This is a genomic window from Bacillus sp. NSP9.1, from assembly GCF_000465465.2.
Classification (GTDB): Bacteria; Bacillota; Bacilli; order Bacillales; family Bacillaceae; genus Bacillus; species Bacillus sonorensis_A.
Genome location: NZ_CP048273.1, coordinates 1,926,163 through 1,942,581 on the forward strand (window position 1 = coordinate 1,926,163; position 16,419 = coordinate 1,942,581).

Annotated in this window: 21 protein-coding genes; 19 read left to right on the top strand and 2 right to left on the bottom strand. The window is 44.9% G+C overall.

Annotated features, from left to right (window positions below; genetic code table 11):
* Positions 1-119: 119 nt before the first annotated feature.
* A complete protein-coding gene (locus M654_RS09985; protein ID WP_026586762.1) occupies positions 120-977 on the bottom strand; it encodes a metallophosphoesterase in 858 nt (285 codons plus the stop codon).
* 147 nt (positions 978-1,124) lie between these two features.
* Between M654_RS09985 and fadH the strand changes: the two genes are divergently transcribed.
* The 17 genes from fadH to rok all read left to right on the top strand — a co-directional run bounded on the left by fadH (position 1,125) and on the right by rok (position 13,435).
* Positions 1,125-1,889 (top strand): 2,4-dienoyl-CoA reductase, encoded by a 765-nt coding sequence (gene fadH / locus M654_RS09990; RefSeq protein WP_026586763.1) that lies wholly within the window; start codon positions 1,125-1,127, stop codon positions 1,887-1,889.
* Positions 1,890-1,951: 62 nt separating this feature from the next.
* On the top strand, positions 1,952-3,172 hold the full coding sequence (locus M654_RS09995; RefSeq protein ID WP_026586764.1) for an EAL domain-containing protein: 1,221 nt from the start codon (positions 1,952-1,954) through the stop codon (positions 3,170-3,172).
* A gap of 502 nt (positions 3,173-3,674) precedes the next feature.
* A complete protein-coding gene (locus M654_RS10000; protein ID WP_026586765.1) occupies positions 3,675-3,917 on the top strand; it encodes a YkuJ family protein in 243 nt (80 codons plus the stop codon).
* Between the two features lie 11 nt (positions 3,918-3,928).
* Positions 3,929-4,075 (top strand): hypothetical protein, encoded by a 147-nt coding sequence (locus tag M654_RS23560; RefSeq protein ID WP_179115733.1) that lies wholly within the window; start codon positions 3,929-3,931, stop codon positions 4,073-4,075.
* A gap of 53 nt (positions 4,076-4,128) precedes the next feature.
* A complete protein-coding gene (locus M654_RS10005) occupies positions 4,129-4,647 on the top strand; it encodes a ribonuclease H-like YkuK family protein (RefSeq protein WP_026586766.1) in 519 nt (172 codons plus the stop codon).
* A 138-nt stretch (positions 4,648-4,785) separates the two neighbouring features.
* The gene (gene abbA, locus M654_RS10010) at positions 4,786-4,965 is read left to right on the top strand and encodes an antirepressor AbbA (protein ID WP_026586767.1); all 180 of its coding nucleotides are present in this window, start codon (positions 4,786-4,788) and stop codon (positions 4,963-4,965) included.
* 180 nt (positions 4,966-5,145) lie between these two features.
* Positions 5,146-5,589, top strand: a complete 444-nt coding sequence (gene cbpB, locus M654_RS10015; protein ID WP_026586768.1) for a cyclic-di-AMP-binding protein CbpB — start codon at positions 5,146-5,148, stop codon at positions 5,587-5,589.
* A gap of 155 nt (positions 5,590-5,744) precedes the next feature.
* Positions 5,745-6,620, top strand: coding sequence for a transcriptional regulator CcpC (locus tag M654_RS10020; protein ID WP_026586769.1), 876 nt, complete (start codon positions 5,745-5,747; stop codon positions 6,618-6,620).
* Positions 6,621-6,754: 134 nt separating this feature from the next.
* On the top strand, positions 6,755-7,234 hold the full coding sequence (locus M654_RS10025) for a flavodoxin (RefSeq protein ID WP_026586770.1): 480 nt from the start codon (positions 6,755-6,757) through the stop codon (positions 7,232-7,234).
* On the top strand, positions 7,224-8,117 hold the full coding sequence (locus M654_RS10030; protein ID WP_026586771.1) for a WD40/YVTN/BNR-like repeat-containing protein: 894 nt from the start codon (positions 7,224-7,226) through the stop codon (positions 8,115-8,117). Before M654_RS10025 ends, M654_RS10030 begins: the two co-directional genes overlap by 11 nt.
* 31 nt (positions 8,118-8,148) lie before the next feature.
* Positions 8,149-8,601: a flavodoxin gene (locus M654_RS10035; protein WP_026586772.1), complete on the top strand. Its 453-nt coding sequence runs from the start codon at positions 8,149-8,151 to the stop codon at positions 8,599-8,601.
* Positions 8,602-8,704: 103 nt separating this feature from the next.
* On the top strand, positions 8,705-9,415 hold the full coding sequence (gene dapD, locus M654_RS10040) for a 2,3,4,5-tetrahydropyridine-2,6-dicarboxylate N-acetyltransferase (protein WP_026586773.1): 711 nt from the start codon (positions 8,705-8,707) through the stop codon (positions 9,413-9,415).
* Between the two features lie 67 nt (positions 9,416-9,482).
* On the top strand, positions 9,483-10,607 hold the full coding sequence (locus M654_RS10045) for an N-acetyldiaminopimelate deacetylase (RefSeq protein WP_026586774.1): 1,125 nt from the start codon (positions 9,483-9,485) through the stop codon (positions 10,605-10,607).
* 62 nt (positions 10,608-10,669) lie between these two features.
* Positions 10,670-10,915 (top strand): YkuS family protein, encoded by a 246-nt coding sequence (locus tag M654_RS10050; protein WP_026586775.1) that lies wholly within the window; start codon positions 10,670-10,672, stop codon positions 10,913-10,915.
* 291 nt (positions 10,916-11,206) lie between these two features.
* Positions 11,207-11,749, top strand: a complete 543-nt coding sequence (gene ahpA / locus M654_RS10055) for a biofilm-specific peroxidase AhpA (RefSeq protein ID WP_026586776.1) — start codon at positions 11,207-11,209, stop codon at positions 11,747-11,749.
* Positions 11,750-11,838: 89 nt separating this feature from the next.
* Positions 11,839-12,297 (top strand): TlpA family protein disulfide reductase, encoded by a 459-nt coding sequence (locus tag M654_RS10060; protein WP_026586777.1) that lies wholly within the window; start codon positions 11,839-11,841, stop codon positions 12,295-12,297.
* 547 nt (positions 12,298-12,844) lie between these two features.
* Complete coding sequence (gene rok / locus M654_RS10065) at positions 12,845-13,435, top strand: transcriptional regulator Rok (RefSeq protein WP_026586778.1); 591 nt, start codon at positions 12,845-12,847, stop codon at positions 13,433-13,435.
* Between the two features lie 145 nt (positions 13,436-13,580).
* Here rok and M654_RS10070 read toward each other — a convergent pair whose 3' ends face one another.
* The gene (locus M654_RS10070; RefSeq protein ID WP_026586779.1) at positions 13,581-14,543 is read right to left on the bottom strand and encodes a coiled-coil domain-containing protein; all 963 of its coding nucleotides are present in this window, start codon (positions 14,541-14,543) and stop codon (positions 13,581-13,583) included.
* A 161-nt stretch (positions 14,544-14,704) separates the two neighbouring features.
* Here M654_RS10070 and mobA point away from each other — a divergent pair, with 161 nt between their 5' ends.
* The gene (mobA, locus tag M654_RS10075) at positions 14,705-15,292 is read left to right on the top strand and encodes a molybdenum cofactor guanylyltransferase (protein WP_026586780.1); all 588 of its coding nucleotides are present in this window, start codon (positions 14,705-14,707) and stop codon (positions 15,290-15,292) included.
* Between the two features lie 104 nt (positions 15,293-15,396).
* Entirely contained in the window at positions 15,397-16,410 is a 1,014-nt protein-coding gene (locus M654_RS10080) for a MoeB/ThiF family adenylyltransferase (RefSeq protein ID WP_026586781.1), read from the top strand.
* The last annotated feature ends 9 nt before the right edge of the window (positions 16,411-16,419 follow it).

The window sequence follows — 16,419 nt, forward strand, 5'->3', positions numbered from 1 at the left end:
GAGGCTGTGGAAGTTTCGTTTTCCTGAGTTTGGAATGAGGTGAAAAGGAGCGGGCGTTTTTTCTATTTGTCTTAATGTATGCAAATGTTTCCTTTTTTGAGCCAAAAGACCGGAGCGATTTATCTTGATTCCAATTGAAATACGGTGATTTCAGGTTTCGACAAAAAACGGAGCGGCAGCCTTGTTGTCCCGATGCCGCGATTGACGTAAATTTTCATCCCGTTCAGCTCGTACATTCCTTCCGTATAAATTTCACCGTACGGAGGGGTGATCAGAGGGCCGAATATCGGGAGCTGAACCTGGCCTCCGTGGGTGTGTCCCGAGATTTGCAGGTTGACGGGATAATTCTGTGCCGTTAACGCGGCATCCGGTTCATGGACCAGCAAAATCGAAAAGGCCTTTTCGCTGAGGTTGGAGAGGACGGCTTCATAGTTGGGACGGCCGAGCATTAAGTCGTCGAGAGAAGCCAGTTCAATCCTGCTGCCGTCGATCAGCTCAAGGTTCATAAAACGGTTTCGAAACACGTTAAATCCGGCTGAAGCCATAAGCGTCTGATAGACTTTTGTTCCGTAGCCCCCATGATCATGGTTGCCGTAGATGGCAATCTTTCCGTAAGGGGCGCTAAGCTTTTTCAAGGCTGAAACAACCCGGTTATGATCTTTGTAAAGATGAGGTTTATCAATGAGATCTCCGCTGAATACGATCAAATCAGGCGAGAGGTGATTCACTTGTCCGACGATATGTAAAAGCTCGTCTGCAGTAAAGTACTCGCTCAAATGGGTGTCGCTGAACTGGACGATCCGAAATTTGTCAAATCCTTTAGGGATAAGGGCATGTCTGATCGGAATGAAATTTGTTTCTAAGCTGTGCGGTTCAAGGTAGCGGGCATACCCGTAGCCTCCCGCCGCTGTTGAAACACCAGCCGCGGCAAGACCCAACACCCCTTTTAAAAATTGTCTTCTGGAAAGCTTTTTCATGATCAACCAACCTTTTTTAGGAATCCTTACATTATATCATCCGTCCAAGGAAATCAGGACAATCTGCGAGTTTTGTTAATTTTTTTTAACGGATATGGTAAACTGTCTATTGAATGAATGCTCATTCACGAAAAAGGGGGATGGAAAATGGACAGAAAAGTTGTGATCGTGACCGGCGGATCAAGCGGAATGGGGAAAGCAATTGCCAGAAAGCAGGCCGAACAGGGCTGGAATGTGATGATTACCGGGAGAACAAAAGAAACGCTTCTGGCGGCCAAAGAAGAGATCGAAACATTCGCCGGGCAGGTAGCGATATGTCAGATGGATGTCAGGTCGGTTGAACATATGGAACACATGATTGATGAAACGGCGGCCCGCTTTGGGACGATAGATGCTCTCGTGAACAATGCGGCCGGCAATTTTATTTGTCCGGCAGAAAAGCTGTCCGTCAACGGCTGGAAGGCTGTCATTGACATCGTGTTGAACGGGACATTCTATTGCAGTCAGGCGGTCGGGAGATATTGGATGAAACATAAAAAAGAAGGCCAGATTTTAAACATGGTGGCGACCTATGCATGGGGAGCCGGGGCGGGTGTCGTACATTCCGCTGCGGCCAAAGCGGGTGTCCTCTCATTGACAAGAACGCTTGCCGTCGAATGGGGGAGAACCTACGGGATCAGGGTTAATGCGATCGCTCCGGGGCCGATTGAAAGGACGGGCGGTGCGGAAAAACTGTTTGAATCAGAAGAAGCGGCGCTTTCAACGATCAAAAGCGTTCCGCTTGGAAGGCTGGGAACGCCTGAGGAAATCGCGGGGCTTGCATCATTTTTGCTGTCCGAACATGCCGCATATATAAACGGAGAGTGTGTGACAATGGACGGCGGTCAATGGCTCAACCCCCGTCCGTTTTAACGATGTCAAGGTGTGATGCGGTATGGTATAATCATACAAAGATGAGAAGCAGGTGATATGCCATGTTGGATCCACTCGACATTTTAACAAACATTGAAAATGTCATTCCTTATTATCAGCCAATCTTCAGCGCTGAAGAGCAGAAGGTCATCGGCTATGAAGTGCTGGGGCGAATCGAGGTTGAATCCGATGTTCAGAGCCTCGGGCCTTTTTTCTCTGATCCATCAATTCCTGAAGAATATAAAACAGAGGTTGATTTCAGAGTGATCCGCCAGGCGCTTGACCATTTTTTAGACAGCGACCCGGACCTTTTGATCTTTATCAATCAAGACGCCAATGTGCTGATGATGGATCACGGAGAATCGTTCCTCGAGCTTTTGATGGAGTATCGCGATAAAGGGCTCGAACTGAACCGCTTCGTCATTGAAATCACGGAGCAGCATTTTGAAGGGGATATTGAGCAGCTGCACCATTTGCTGACGTATTACCGTACATACGGCATTAAAGTCGCTGTTGACAACATCGGAAAAGAAAGCAGCAATCTCGACAGAATCGCCCTGCTTTCCCCGGATTTGTTAAAGATCGACCTTCAGCCGCTCAAGATGTCCTCGCCTTCGCCTTCCTATGAATATGTACTTTACAGCATATCGCTCTTAGCGAGAAAAATCGGCGCAGCCTTGCTGTACGAAGATATCGAAGCGAACTTTCAGCTTCAGTACGCATGGCGAAACGGAGGCCGCTATTTTCAGGGACAGTATTTACAGTTGCCGAGGCCGCAGTTTGTTGAACGGGATTTATTGAAGGACCGGCTTCAGGCTGAATTTCATCAATTCATCGCCCATGAGAAAAAGAAGCTCGAAGTGTTGTATGACCACTCGGAACAATTTTATAAAAGGGTGCATCAGCTTGTGACATCGTTGAAAAAAACGAGTCAAACAGATGATGACTTTCTCTTGCACCTTGGAAAAGAGCTGACCGACTGCAGCTTCAGAATCTACATGTGCAATGAAGACGGCTTTCAGCTGACAAAAAACGTGTATAAACATGATGGAACATGGCTGTTTCAGCCGGAGTACATCGGCAAGAACTGGAGCTGGCGTCCGTATTTTCTTGAGAACATTATGAGAATGCGGACGATGAGGAAAGGGTTTTTCAGTGATTTGTACAGCGACATCGAAACGGGAGAAATGATCAGAACGTTTTCCTATCCGATGGATGAAGAGCTGTATCTGTTTATTGATCTGCCTTACTCCTATTTATATGAACAGGATGGTTTAATTTAAAAAGCGGCCGAGAGAGCCGCTTTTTTTTGCACTCTGTGCTTGAGAGTCCGCGTGAGGAGTGCTGGACTTTCACATTTTTAAAAAAATTCGCAGAAAACAGTTGACAATGATAGTGATAATCATTATCATTTAACCATAGAGAGATAAACCTCTCTGTTCCCCAACCCCTCTATCAGATCAAGATTTAAAAAACTTGGCGCTGCCCCCGCCAAGTTTTTTATTTGCGCGAAAAATTCTGGGTTTGGAATAAAACAACCCGCATGGTCAATAAATAAATGATGACACCCGAAAACGGAAATATGCTGCCTGATTCGTCTGCAAAATTTTTTTATGTATGACATTCAAAGGAAAACTCAAACTATAAAAAGCGGTTTTCTTTTTCTGATAGGAAAAGGAAAAATGCCATCGCCTGATACTTTGTGGTATGATGCGTGTAGAACTTGTATTATAATTAATACTTGTTGATCCTGAAGTTGTTTTTTTGAAAGGAGTCTTTTTTAGAATGTCACAATTAATGGGTATCATCACGAGACTGCAGAGCCTTCAAGAGACTGCGGAGGCTGCCGGCGAACCGACGCAGCGCTATTTCGAAGTAAACGGGGAAAAAATATGCAGTGTAAAATACTTTGAAAAAAACCAAACGTTTGAGCTGACAGTTTACCAACAAGGAGATAAGCCTACAACGTTTCCGTTCGACAATATCGATATGATTTCAATCGAGATCTTCGAACTGCTTCAAGCATAAGGAGGATATGAATGAAATTTCCAGGCGTTATTTGTCCGCATTGCCACAGCGTGCAGCATATGGATCAGGTCCTGACAGCACAGTCCAATCAAAATCTCATATACAAATGTGACAGCTGCGGATTCAGCTTGAAAAATATACCGACGAAAAAAGGGTAGCAGGCTTTAACGTTCATCTTCGGTTCAGATCATAATTGAAAAGGGGCATTCCAATGGCGGATTCTTTTCTTTTTTACAATCTTTCTGAAGATCAAATGACTTTTCCTGAAGTGATCGAAAAGCTCAAGACGTTCATTCTTCATGACCCGCGCTCAATCTATCTGCTGTCGGTCGGAACGGACTCTCAGATCCATCAGGACTATACGAAGTTCATCACTGCCATTCATTTGCACCGCAAAGGCAAAGGTGCATGGGGCTGTTTAAAAAACACCATTGTGAAAAGACCGATACATAGCCTCAGAGAGAAAATATCGCTGGAAACGGCTTACAGTCAGGAAATTGCCGCATATCTTCTGAATGACTATTTCACCGAAATCACGGATCTGCTTCTTCCGTTTACAGACGAGGGAGCAGATTTGACCCTTGAAGTTCATTTGGATATCGGAAAAAAAGGGATGACGAAGGATTTAATTCAGGAAATGACAGGGCGGATCACCTCGATGGGGATCTGCGCCAAAATCAAACCCGACTCCTATACAGCTTCCAGTTATGCAAACCGATATACAAAATAATTGTTTGCAAGAAAATCGCACAGATGTCGAAATGTGCGGTTGACGATTAAATTTTTATTTCATATTCTAGCCCTATAGAAACTAGAGAGAAGATATAGCTTCTGACTCTAGCTAAATCAATTAGGGGGCTGGTTAAGAATGGAACGCTTTTCAGAAGAAGAGAGAAAACTGTTGCTGAACGTACTGTTGAACCATGAATACGCCGTAGAGCTGTTAAGCAGTGAGATCAATGATATAGAGACGGGTACAAAAAACGTGGATAGCCACACATATAAACAGCTGGTAACCTTATATGACCGTGTCCGGTCTGACAATTAGGCCAAATTATATCAATTGATACTCATCTGAGTATCTTTTTTGTTTCATAGCGCGTTTTTAAGTGGGAAACTGATCTTTGAAAAAAGGAAAGTTTTCGACAAAAACTGATAATGTTTATATTATAGTAGTATAGGGAAAACATGCGTTGATGGATTACAGTTGAAAGGGAGTCGAAAAATCATGATTAGTTTGCAATCAGATGAGCTTCTTGAAGCGACAGTGGGTCAATATATGATTGATGCTGATAAAGTAGCCCATGTTCAAGTCGGAAACAACCTGGAACACGCCCTCCTCGTTCTGACGAAAACCGGTTATACAGCCATCCCTGTACTTGATGCGTCTTTCCGTCTCCATGGATTAATCGGGACCAACATGATCATGGATAAAATTTTCGGACTCGAAAGAATCGAATTTGAAAAGCTTGATCAAATGCATGTTGAAGATGTGATGCTGACAGACATTCCCCGCCTGAAGACAGATGATCCGATCTTAAAAGGGTTCGGATTGGTGATCAACCATGCGTTTGTTTGTGTTGAAAATGAGGATCAGGTTTTTGAAGGCATATTTACGCGGCGGGTCGTTTTAAAACAGTTGAACAAACACCTTCGGACATTTAATAAATAGGCGCGAAAAGCAGCCTATTTTTCATTTGCAAGGTTTTTTCACTCCCCACCATTTCCCCCGCAAATATTTCCAAAGTGTTTTTTCCTGCTTGATGAAGAAACAGCCATTTGCGTAAAATGAATGATAAGAAAAACTTATTGAAAAGAGGAGTGTCAATGCAGCTTCAGGAACTTTATATGCTTGTCGTACTGGCGGAGGAATTAAACATGAGAAAGGCGGCTGAACGTTTGTTTGTTTCCCAGCCTGCTCTCTCACAGCGGCTGCAGACGATCGAGAAGTCATGGGGGACGAAAATCTTTTTAAGATCGCAAAAAGGCCTCACCGTCACAAGCGCAGGAGAAAAAATCATCCAGTTTGCCAGAGACGTGACACTGGAACAGGAAAAGGTCAAGGAAAATATTGATGAGCTGGAAGGGGAAATTCATGGCACACTGAAGCTGGCAGCCGCTTCTATTATCGGCCAGCACTGGCTTCCCAAAGTCTTAAAAACGTATGTCAAACAATATCCGAACGTTAAAATTTCGCTTATCACAGGCTGGAGCAGCGAAATGCTGAAAAGCCTTTATGAAGACCACGTTCACATCGGGATTATCAGAGGGAATCCCGAGTGGAAAGGACCGAAGCATTATGTGATGAGAGACGAATTGTACCTCGTTGACACGGAAATCCAAAACATTGAGGATATCGCCAAAACCGAGCGGCCCTTTATTCAGTTTAAAAGCGACAGCACCTACTACCAGGAAATTCAGCATTGGTGGCATCAAAAATTTAAAACATCACCGAAGCAGACGATCATTGTCGATCAAATTGAAACCTGTAAACAAATGGCTTTTCACGGAATCGGCTATGCGATCCTTCCTTCCGTAACACTTGTTGGCAGCGGAAGCCATGTTCATAAAATGCCATTGCTTGACTCGAAGGGACAGGCTATCGGAAGGGATACTTGGCTGTTGGGATATGAACCGGCATTTCAGCTTAAACAAGTTCAGGCGTTTTTAGAGGTTGTCAAAGCTTGTTCATCAATGGAATAAACCATCAAAAAGGCAGTGCTTCCTTAAGGAAGGCTGCCTTTTTGATATCTTTTGTTGACATTGATAATCATTATCATTTAAAGTGTATCTATATAATAATGAAAATCATTATCAATTACTCTGAGGTGGTTCAGTTGTCTAAAGCATTGATTGCATTCGCCAGTATGTCTGGCAATACAGAAGATATCGCGATGATCATCCGGGATGTGTTCACAGAGCATTCCCTTGACGTCTCCTGTCAGGAGATGGATGATGTCGACATCGATTCACTGCCTGAATTTGATTACATTTTAATCGGCTCATACACATGGGGGGACGGTGATCTTCCTTATGAGGCCGAAGCGTTTTATGAAGAGGTCTCAGCCATGGACTTAAAAGGGAAAAAAGCGGCCTGCTTTGGTTCAGGGGACTATGCATATCCGCAGTTCTGCGAGGCGGTAAACACATTTTACAGCATGCTTGAACAGACGGGAGCCGACCTTTTTGCCGAAACCTTAAAATGTGAGCTGGCCCCTGAAACAGCTGAAGACAAAGAGTGCTGCAGAGAATTTGCAGCAGGCTTTATCAGATGGGCGGAACATCAAAAGCGGCAGGCTGAGCCACATGTTTCATAAAGGGGCTACAGCCGTCGCATCCGCAAAACATTCGGGCTATTTTGTCGCCATTAAACGGGAAGGGATTTTTCATTATTCTTTTGAACACGGCTGGAAAAAGCTTTTTCCTTTGAAACGCAAAATCTGTTCGATCACCTATATCGGCGATTATTTGTTTGGTGTTGGGGAATCCGGCACTATTATCAGATCGTCTGACCAGGGGCTGACATGGTCTTTGTCGAGTTTTCCGACAAACGCAACGATATGGTCCATTACAGGGCGGAATGACGGATTTGTGTGTGCTCACGGCAAACATTGCATCTACATATCCGATGATTTCGGAGTGTCCTGGAAGATCGTCAAGCCGTTTTCAGAATTTTATAATCCGCCGGTGATCCGTTCGCTTTGTCTCCATGAAAACCGTCTGTTCATCGGCACGAGAATCCATGAGCTTCACGGCGGTGTATGGGCCTATGATTTCAATCAAGACACCGCTTTTCTAGTGAAAAAGGAAGCGGAGCGGATGACTGCATCCATGATCGCCATCGGCGGAAAATGGCTGGTTTGTGCGATGGGATCAAAAAAAGGAAAGCATGGAGCTGTCGACATGCTCAATATCCACACACATGAGGAGATACGCATCAGACCGGACATCGATGATAAAGAAGAAACCTTTCTTGATGTATCGGAGGACAACGGGATCATTTATGTCACATCAGCCCAGGATCGGGACGGATTCTCAAGAATCTATCAGCTTGACTTTTTTGAAAAAGAGCTGAAATGGTTTGACACCATTAAAGGGCACGGCTTCAGAGTGGCCAATCAGAAGGAAAATTTCTTTTGCGCGGGACTCTATGAATGCAAATTTGTCAGACCGTATGAGGAGCCTCAAGCAGCTCACTGAACTTACATTGTGTTTAGGAGGAATCATCACCATGGGGAAAGTTTTACTTGTTTATGCAAGCATGTCCGGAAACACGGAAGCGATGGCGGATTTAATTGAGAAAGGCCTTTTGGAAGGAAAGGCCGATGTTGACCGCCATGAAGCAATGGATATTGACGCGGCGCTTTTTAATGACTATGAGCATATGATTTTCGGCGCCTATACTTGGGGGGACGGAGAGCTCCCAGATGAGTTTTTGGATATATATGAAGATATGGAAGGCCTGGACTTCAGCGGCAAGACGTTTGCCGTGTTCGGGTCGGGTGATACATCCTACGAACATTTTTGCGGGGCGGTCGACATCCTTGAAGAAAAAATCAAGGAGCTTGGCGGAGAAATCGTGATTCCGTCTGTCAAAATCGAGATGAACCCGGAGGGCGAAGAAGAAAATCAGCTGCTGGATTTCGGCAGGGAATTTGCAAAAAAGTGCGAGGTGCCGGCTTGATAAGAGGCAAAAAGGAAACGGAGCCGCCGGTTCCTTTTTTTCTTGTTTTTACACCTTTCCTTTGATACAGTAATGAGAGAAAAAAAGAAGGAGGACTTACATAATGAAAATGATGGATGCAAATGAGATTATCTCATTTATTCAAAATAGTAAGAAATCAACACCTGTCAAAGTGTATGTGAAAGGCGATCTTGAAGGAATCGATTTCGGTGCTTCCGCACAAACTTTTATTACGGGAAACACGGGCGTTGTTTTCGGAGAATGGGACGAGATTCAAGCTGCGCTTGAAGCGAACAAAAGCAAAATCGAAGACCATGTCGTCGAAAACGACCGCCGCAATTCAGCGATTCCGATGCTTGATTTGAAAAACATCAAAGCGCGCATCGAGCCCGGCGCGATCATCCGCGATCAAGTGGAAATCGGCGACAATGCCGTGATCATGATGGGCGCTTCCATCAATATCGGATCTGTGATCGGCGAAGGCACGATGATCGATATGAACGTCGTGCTCGGGGGACGAGCCACTGTCGGCAAAAACTGCCACATCGGAGCCGGGGCTGTGCTTGCCGGTGTAATCGAGCCTCCTTCCGCAAAGCCTGTCGTCATTGAAGATGACGTAGTCATCGGCGCAAACGCGGTTGTCCTTGAAGGTGTGACAGTCGGAAAAGGCGCGGTGGTCGCTGCCGGCGCGATCGTTGTCGAAGATGTTGCGCCGTACACGGTAGTCGCTGGAACACCTGCGAAAAAAATCAAAGATATCGACGAAAAAACAAAAGGCAAAACAGAAATTAAACAGGAATTGCGCCAGCTTTAATCAGCGGCATCAAAAAGTGCGTGGATTGAAAATCCACGCCTTTTCGTATAGGCGGGAGGTTAAGAAAATGAAATTGGAGCAGCTATCAGCCATTCGCAGAGATTTGCATCAAATTCCGGAACTCGGATTTCAGGAATATAAAACACAGGCCTACCTTCTGAACCTTTTGCAAAAGTATCCCGAGAACAGGCTTGAGATTGAAAAGTGGAGGACCGGCTTGTTTGTGAAGATTAAAGGAACCGCGCCTGACAAGATTTTAGCGTACAGAGCGGATATGGACGGGCTTTCTATCGAAGAAGACACGGGATATTCCTTCGCTTCTGTTCATCCGCAAAACATGCATGCGTGCGGACATGATTTCCATATGACGATAGCGCTTGGCATCATCGATCACTTCGTCCATCATCCGGTCAAACAGGATCTTCTGTTTTTGTTTCAGCCGGCCGAGGAAGGTCCCGGGGGAGCGGAGCCGATGCTTGAAAGCGATCCGTTTAAAAAGTGGGCGCCGAGCATGATAACGGCGCTGCATATCGCACCTGAGCTTCCTGTCGGAACGATCGGGACAAAAAGCGGGCTTCTGTTTGCCAATACGTCAGAGCTTGTCATCGAGCTTGAAGGAAAGGGCGGGCATGCGGCATATCCGCATCTTGCCGAGGATATGGTGGTGGCCGCCAGTTCGCTTGTCACGCAAATGCAGTCGATCGTCGCCAGAAACGTGGACCCGCTGGACAGTGCGGTGATCACCATCGGGACGATCACGGGAGGATCTGCGCAAAACATCATCGCCCAAAAAGCAAAGCTTGAAGGTACGATCCGGACGCTTTCACCCGCATCAATGGATGAGGTGAAAAGAAGGATCGAAGCGATGGTAAAAGGTCTGGAGACTGCCTACCATTGCAAAGGAAAAGTCAGCTATCCCGCGGCATATCATCAGGTTTATAATTCAAGCGAACTGGTCGAAGACTTCATGCAGTTTGTTTCAGAAAACGGACTGGCTGAAGTGATCCGTTCCAAAGAAGCGATGACGGGCGAAGATTTTGGCTATATGCTGAAAAAATATCCGGGCTTTATGTTTTGGCTCGGTGTCGATTCTCCGTACGGGCTTCATCATGCCAAACTCCAACCGAAAGAAGAAGCCCTTGAGACAGCCGTACGCGTGATGACCGCTTATTTCTCAGCCCGCGCCAATTAGATGCACAAACTGGTATAAAATCCAGGCAAATGTGGCATCTTAAATGATGGAGGTGTTTCTTCATGTCGAAAAAAATCGGAATCGAACAATCTCTTTCAGATGTTGAGGCTGCATTAAAGGAAAAAGGGTATGAGGTTGTCTTGATGAAAACCGAAGATGATGCTAAAGGCTGCGACTGCTGTGTTGTCACAGGCCTTGATCACGACATGCTCGGGATCTCGGATACGATGACCGGGGCATCCGTCATTCAGGCCACCGGTTTGACAGCCGATGAAATTTGTCAGCAGGTTGAGCAAAAACTACATTAATCAGGGATAAAACCGAAGTTCAAGCTTCGGTTTTAACTTGTTCACGTGCAGAAGCTAATGATTTGTTTCCTTTCCTGAGGCGTGGTACACTCTTTTTAGAAAATGAAATGTCAAGATCTAGCAAAAAAGATGCCACTAATTTAAATTCATTATCAATTAATATTGACTAAAAAAACGACAACCATTATAATTAAATATGTGATGTTATTAACTAAGTGAGAATTTTTAATTTGGATTCTCATTTTGATATGGGTAGCAGAACCCAAAAATATTATTGGAGGGATACATAAAATGGCAGAACGCATGGTAGGAAAACAAGCGCCTCGTTTTGAAATGGAAGCTGTGCTTCCAAACAAAGAATTCGGTAAAGTTAGCTTGGAAGAAAACATGAAAAATGACAAATGGACTGTGCTTTTCTTCTATCCGATGGACTTTACTTTCGTGTGTCCGACAGAAATCACAGCGATGAGCGACCGCTATGACGAGTTTGAAGACCTTGATGCGGAAGTGATCGGCGTATCAACCGACACAATCCACACTCACCTTGCCTGGATCAACACAGACCGCAAAGAAAACGGTCTTGGCCAGCTGAAATATCCGCTTGCAGCCGACACAAACCATGAAGTTTCCCGTGAATACGGTGTGCTGATCGAGGAAGAAGGCGTCGCTCTCCGCGGATTGTTCATCATTAACCCGGAAGGCGAAATGCAATATCAAACTGTTTTCCATAACAACATTGGCCGCGATGTTGATGAAACATTGCGCGTTCTGCAGGCGCTGCAAACAGGCGGACTTTGCCCTGCAAACTGGAAACCTGGTCAAGCAACGCTTTAATTTCGTCTCTTATAGATGAAACGAGATTGGAAAGGTCTAACATTTGTTAGGCCTTTTTCATCGACTACAATCACAATGGAGGAAAAAACATGAAACTACGTCAGCCTATGCCAGAGCTCACTGGCGCAAAGGAATGGTTAAACGGAGAAGTGACAAAGGAACAGCTGATCGGCGAAAAGCCGACATTGATCCATTTTTGGTCAATCAGCTGCCACCTGTGCAAAGAGGCGATGCCGCAAGTCAACGAATTCCGCGACAGATATAGTGATAAACTGAACGTTGTCGCCGTTCATATGCCGCGTTCAGAAGATGACCTGGACATCAACAAAATTAAAGAGGTAGCGGCTGAGCACGATATTACACAGCCGATTTTTGTTGACAGCGAACATAAATTAACGGATGCTTTTGAAAATGAATATGTCCCTGCTTATTATGTATTTGACAAGACCGGCCAGCTTCGCCATTTTCAAGCCGGAGGCAGCGGAATGAAAATGCTCGAAAAACGCGTCAACCGCGTTCTTTCTGAAACAGAACAATCTGCCGAATGAGATCAAAAGCCCCTTTGCCGGGGGTTTTTTATTTAGCAGGGCGGCCCTTTCAAAAAAAAAATCAAAAAAATTTCCGCTTTCCGCCCCTCTCTATAAATAGACCATAAGACACTGTTTCTTTCTTAGGATAAGCCTAACGTCCCACTTTTCACTAAAAAGAATTCCGGCGCGCTTTCCCGCATAAATATACCCTGTTTCGACAGAGGAAATCTGCCAATTTTGAATATTCTGGATTTATAAGCCGGAATGATCAGCGATTTCTCACACTTTCCATTAATGTTGGGCAAAACCTTCAACCTTTAAATTATGTTCTTGTAAAAAGTATTTTTCTAGGTTTCTTCATTATTTACCATAATTCGACACAAGGTGTAGAGTAGGTCAAAATGCTTCAAAAACTCCCGCGGCTCTAACTTTTGTGGAAATTTAGTTCTATTTTCTTAACGGGAAATAGCAGTAGAAAAACGAAAAAATAATTGATAAAATTAGTTTGGTAATCTAATATTTTTATTAGAAGGTTTATTTATTCTGATAGGAGGGTATAAACGGTATGTTTAACGAGAGGGAAGCATTGCGTTTAAGATTAGAGCAGCTGAATGAGGCTGAGATTAAGGTCATTAGGGAGTATCAAATCGAGCGTGATAATATTTATGCCAAGCTGCGCGAATTGGATCGCCCATCCAGCTTTAACGATACAAAAAAAGATTTTCGAACAGAGCGAAAAAGCGAATCACTCCCGGTTTTAGCTGAATTGGCTGCACAAGAGATGAAAAGCTACCAGCAGCAACAGCAGCCCCATACATCTCAAAAAAACCAGCAGCAGACTTCTCCGCAAGCCTCCGCACTGCCTGCCGGAATTCCAGACGGAACGACAAGGCGCAGAAGGGGAACAGCCCGTCCGGGGTCAAAGGCTGCAAAACTGCGTGAAGCGGCGATTAAAACATTAAAACGCCACAATGCGGCAATCAAAAGCTCCGAACTTCAAAAAGAAATTGAAAAAGAAAGCGGACTTGAGATCCCGAATATGACAACCTTCATGCAAAGCTTGATCAAGATGTACCCGGAAGTCAAAAAACCATACCGCGGACAATATATACTAGAGGGCGAAATCTCTACCGAGACTGAGACTGAACAGCAATAGATTTAATCCTTGCTTTTTCCAGATAGCGCTTGCATTTTCAAAAAAAAACGGCGGTCGATTGTCGATCCGCCGTCTGACCAAACTGCTTGAGAAAACGTCTCAAGCAGTTTTTTTGTAAAAACCATTTTTTTACTTAAAGTGGTATTTAATTTAATGGTTTTGATTCTTTGTCTTTTCTGCTGATTTTGTAGACCCATTTTTGCGGGGAACTTTCCTCTTTCGTCTGGTTTTTCCACTCTTCGATTTTTTGCTCCATTTTAGCGTCATTGGCTTGAATGAGGCTCAGCTGTTTTTGCAGCATGTCAACTTGCTCTGTTACCGATTGCAGGACCGTCTCCACCTGTTCTGAACGTGCGAATACATCACTCACTTTGTCTTTTTCAAGCGCTTGCTCCGTTTCCCGGAAGGTGTCAATATCAGCAAAATGAGAAGCAATCCACTTATCGCTTTCATCAAGCTGCCTTTTGTAGGAAAGAATCGTTTCGTAAAACAATGCTTCTTTCGTTTTTTCGGCTTCCAACAGACGCTTTTTCGTTGCTGCCACCCGTTCTTTTAATAAAGCCACATCGGATTCAATCTCCTTCAGCTGCAGGTTTTTAGCATGAAGTTCATCTTTCAGTCTGCTATTTTCTTCAGCGATATTTTTCAAGTTGATTTCGGTTGTTTCCCTGAGCTTTCTTTCTTTTTCTACATTGAGTTTCTCGTTTTCTATTTGTTTATGTAAGCCTTTTTTCTCCGCTTCGGATTTGATTTTTGCCAAGTGAAGGCGGTGTTTTTCTTCGATTTCTTGTTTCCGCTTAAACGTTTCTGTTTGAAGAAGCTCATGGAGCACAACGATTTTATTCAATAATTCGCTCTTGATGCGGCTGAGTGCATCCCCCGACTCTTCCTCCCGGTTGGCTGAAACCCGTTTAAGCTCCAGTGTCAGCTGCTGCAGTTTCTCCTTCATTGCGGCATTTTCCTGATTGAGCTTATGGTTTTTTTGGTGAAAATAGCTTGCTTCAAGCTCGTGAATCAATTGATGGCACCTGGCCAGCTCCGCTTTTAAAAAGAGATTTTCCTGTGATAAATCATGAAAGTAAGGCAGTGAACCCGGTGTTTTTTTCATGGTGATTTTAGCCTCCTAAAAATGTTACAACTACAATATGCAAAAGCCGGACCGATCATGTCTCCCCAAAAAATCCGTTTTGTAAACTTGTTCGTCTTTCCGCACTTTTGCTATGCTTTTGAAGAGGGTTGTTGCTTTGAAAAAGAAAGGCTGTGAAAGAAATGAAGCCCGTTTATGTTGTTTTATCAGGCGGATTATCACGCCGGTTTGGAGAACCGAAGGCGTTTGCAATGTGGAAAAATAAGCCTCTTTATCAATGGTGCAAACAGGCAGTTGGCGGTGAAGCGCTGATATTGAGCCATCCCGGCCTGACCGAACGGTTCAAGTCGTACGGAGAAAAAACAGTATGGGAAGATATAGAGCCTTTCAGAGGGAAAGGCCCGCTCGCCGGCATATATACGGCGATGGAGCATGAGGAAGGGGACATATATGTTGTGTTGGCCTGTGACACACCCCTTATCCGCCACGCGACAATCAAGGCTTTAACCGAACAGCTGACGCCTGAGAGCGACGCCGTTGTCGCGGTTGCAGACGGAAGGGCGCAGCCGTTTGCGGCCGTCTACCACAAACGGATCAAACACATCATATATGAACAGCTTCTGCAAGATGAGCTGAAGATCAAGAGCTTCCTCGACCGCATTCGTGTCAAGTATATTGAAGCACAAGCGATCGGCGCAGAATCTTGGGAATTTCTAAATGTCAATAAAAAGTCGGATTTAAAAAAGATAGAAGCGTTTTTTCCGGAATGAAATGTTTTATCATAGATTGCAGGCGTTTTTAAAGGCTGCGGGAAAAGATGTTCGCGGCAAAACATGATATGATACTAGAAAAGGAAGTAAAGGAGTTTATCCTGATGCATGAACGGTATTCGAGGCAAATCAGATATCAAAACATCGGCCAAGCGGGGCAGGATCAGATAAGGAAAAGCCATGTTTTGATTGTCGGAGCCGGAGCGCTCGGCACAGCAGCTGCCGAAGGGCTTACCCGGGCGGGTGTCGGCGCGTTGTCCATCATCGATCGCGATTATGTCGAATGGAGCAACCTGCAAAGACAGTCGCTCTATGCTGAACAAGACGCGGAAAAACGGCTGCCTAAAGCGATTGCGGCGAAAAAGAGGCTTTCAAAAATAAATCGAGATGTCAGGCTTTATACATATGTTGCAGACGGCAACCCCGAGACGCTGAAGCCGCTTATTGAAGAGGCCGATGCCGTCATTGATGCAACAGACAATTTTGAGACGCGCATGGTCATTAATGACTTGGCACAGTTGACGGACACGCCGTGGGTTTACGGGGCCTGTGTCGGCAGTCAGGGCATGTACATGACGATCGTTCCGAAAAGCACGCCATGTCTTGCCTGTTTGTTCGGGGAAATACCGATTGGGGGAGCGACATGCGATACGTCGGGCATTATTTCCCCTGCCGTGCAAATGGTGTCGGCCTTTCAGCAGGCTGAAGTATTAAAGATGTTGACGGGTCGCCATGAAGCTCTCCAAACTAATTTTGTCACGTTCGATTTATGGGCAAACACTCATTTTAAGATGAAGATAGACAGGAATGAGGAATGCCCGTCATGCGGCAAAACGCCGGATTATCCCTTTATTCAGGACGCCAGCCAAAAGAAAGCGGCTGTGCTTTGCGGAAGGGAAACCGTCCAGATTCGCAGCGACATGCTGAAGCGTATTCCGAAGCAGGAGCTTAAAGAAAGACTTGCCGGGATCGGAAAGGTTGAGGCGAATGACTATCTGCTTCATGTCGCATATGAAGCGTTTCGGATCGTCATTTTTCACGATGGAAGGGCTCTGGTTCACGGCACAAACGATATTAAAGAAGCCAACTCAGTATTGGCGCGAGTCATCGGAATGTAGAAACAGGAG

Excerpts from the sequence above, each read along its gene's own strand:
- M654_RS09985 (WP_026586762.1), bottom strand. The coding sequence starts at position 977 with ATGAAAAAGCTTTCCAGAAGACAATTTTTAAAAGGGGTGTTGGGTCTT.
- fadH (WP_026586763.1), top strand. The coding sequence starts at position 1,125 with ATGGACAGAAAAGTTGTGATCGTGACCGGCGGATCAAGCGGAATGGGG.
- M654_RS09995 (WP_026586764.1), top strand. The coding sequence starts at position 1,952 with ATGTTGGATCCACTCGACATTTTAACAAACATTGAAAATGTCATTCCT.
- M654_RS10000 (WP_026586765.1), top strand. The coding sequence starts at position 3,675 with ATGTCACAATTAATGGGTATCATCACGAGACTGCAGAGCCTTCAAGAG.
- M654_RS23560 (WP_179115733.1), top strand. The coding sequence starts at position 3,929 with ATGAAATTTCCAGGCGTTATTTGTCCGCATTGCCACAGCGTGCAGCAT.
- M654_RS10005 (WP_026586766.1), top strand. The coding sequence starts at position 4,129 with ATGGCGGATTCTTTTCTTTTTTACAATCTTTCTGAAGATCAAATGACT.
- abbA (WP_026586767.1), top strand. The coding sequence starts at position 4,786 with ATGGAACGCTTTTCAGAAGAAGAGAGAAAACTGTTGCTGAACGTACTG.
- cbpB (WP_026586768.1), top strand. The coding sequence starts at position 5,146 with ATGATTAGTTTGCAATCAGATGAGCTTCTTGAAGCGACAGTGGGTCAA.
- M654_RS10020 (WP_026586769.1), top strand. The coding sequence starts at position 5,745 with ATGCAGCTTCAGGAACTTTATATGCTTGTCGTACTGGCGGAGGAATTA.
- M654_RS10030 (WP_026586771.1), top strand. The coding sequence starts at position 7,224 with ATGTTTCATAAAGGGGCTACAGCCGTCGCATCCGCAAAACATTCGGGC.
- M654_RS10035 (WP_026586772.1), top strand. The coding sequence starts at position 8,149 with ATGGGGAAAGTTTTACTTGTTTATGCAAGCATGTCCGGAAACACGGAA.
- dapD (WP_026586773.1), top strand. The coding sequence starts at position 8,705 with ATGAAAATGATGGATGCAAATGAGATTATCTCATTTATTCAAAATAGT.
- M654_RS10045 (WP_026586774.1), top strand. The coding sequence starts at position 9,483 with ATGAAATTGGAGCAGCTATCAGCCATTCGCAGAGATTTGCATCAAATT.
- M654_RS10050 (WP_026586775.1), top strand. The coding sequence starts at position 10,670 with ATGTCGAAAAAAATCGGAATCGAACAATCTCTTTCAGATGTTGAGGCT.
- ahpA (WP_026586776.1), top strand. The coding sequence starts at position 11,207 with ATGGCAGAACGCATGGTAGGAAAACAAGCGCCTCGTTTTGAAATGGAA.
- M654_RS10060 (WP_026586777.1), top strand. The coding sequence starts at position 11,839 with ATGAAACTACGTCAGCCTATGCCAGAGCTCACTGGCGCAAAGGAATGG.
- rok (WP_026586778.1), top strand. The coding sequence starts at position 12,845 with ATGTTTAACGAGAGGGAAGCATTGCGTTTAAGATTAGAGCAGCTGAAT.
- M654_RS10070 (WP_026586779.1), bottom strand. The coding sequence starts at position 14,543 with ATGAAAAAAACACCGGGTTCACTGCCTTACTTTCATGATTTATCACAG.
- mobA (WP_026586780.1), top strand. The coding sequence starts at position 14,705 with ATGAAGCCCGTTTATGTTGTTTTATCAGGCGGATTATCACGCCGGTTT.
- M654_RS10080 (WP_026586781.1), top strand. The coding sequence starts at position 15,397 with ATGCATGAACGGTATTCGAGGCAAATCAGATATCAAAACATCGGCCAA.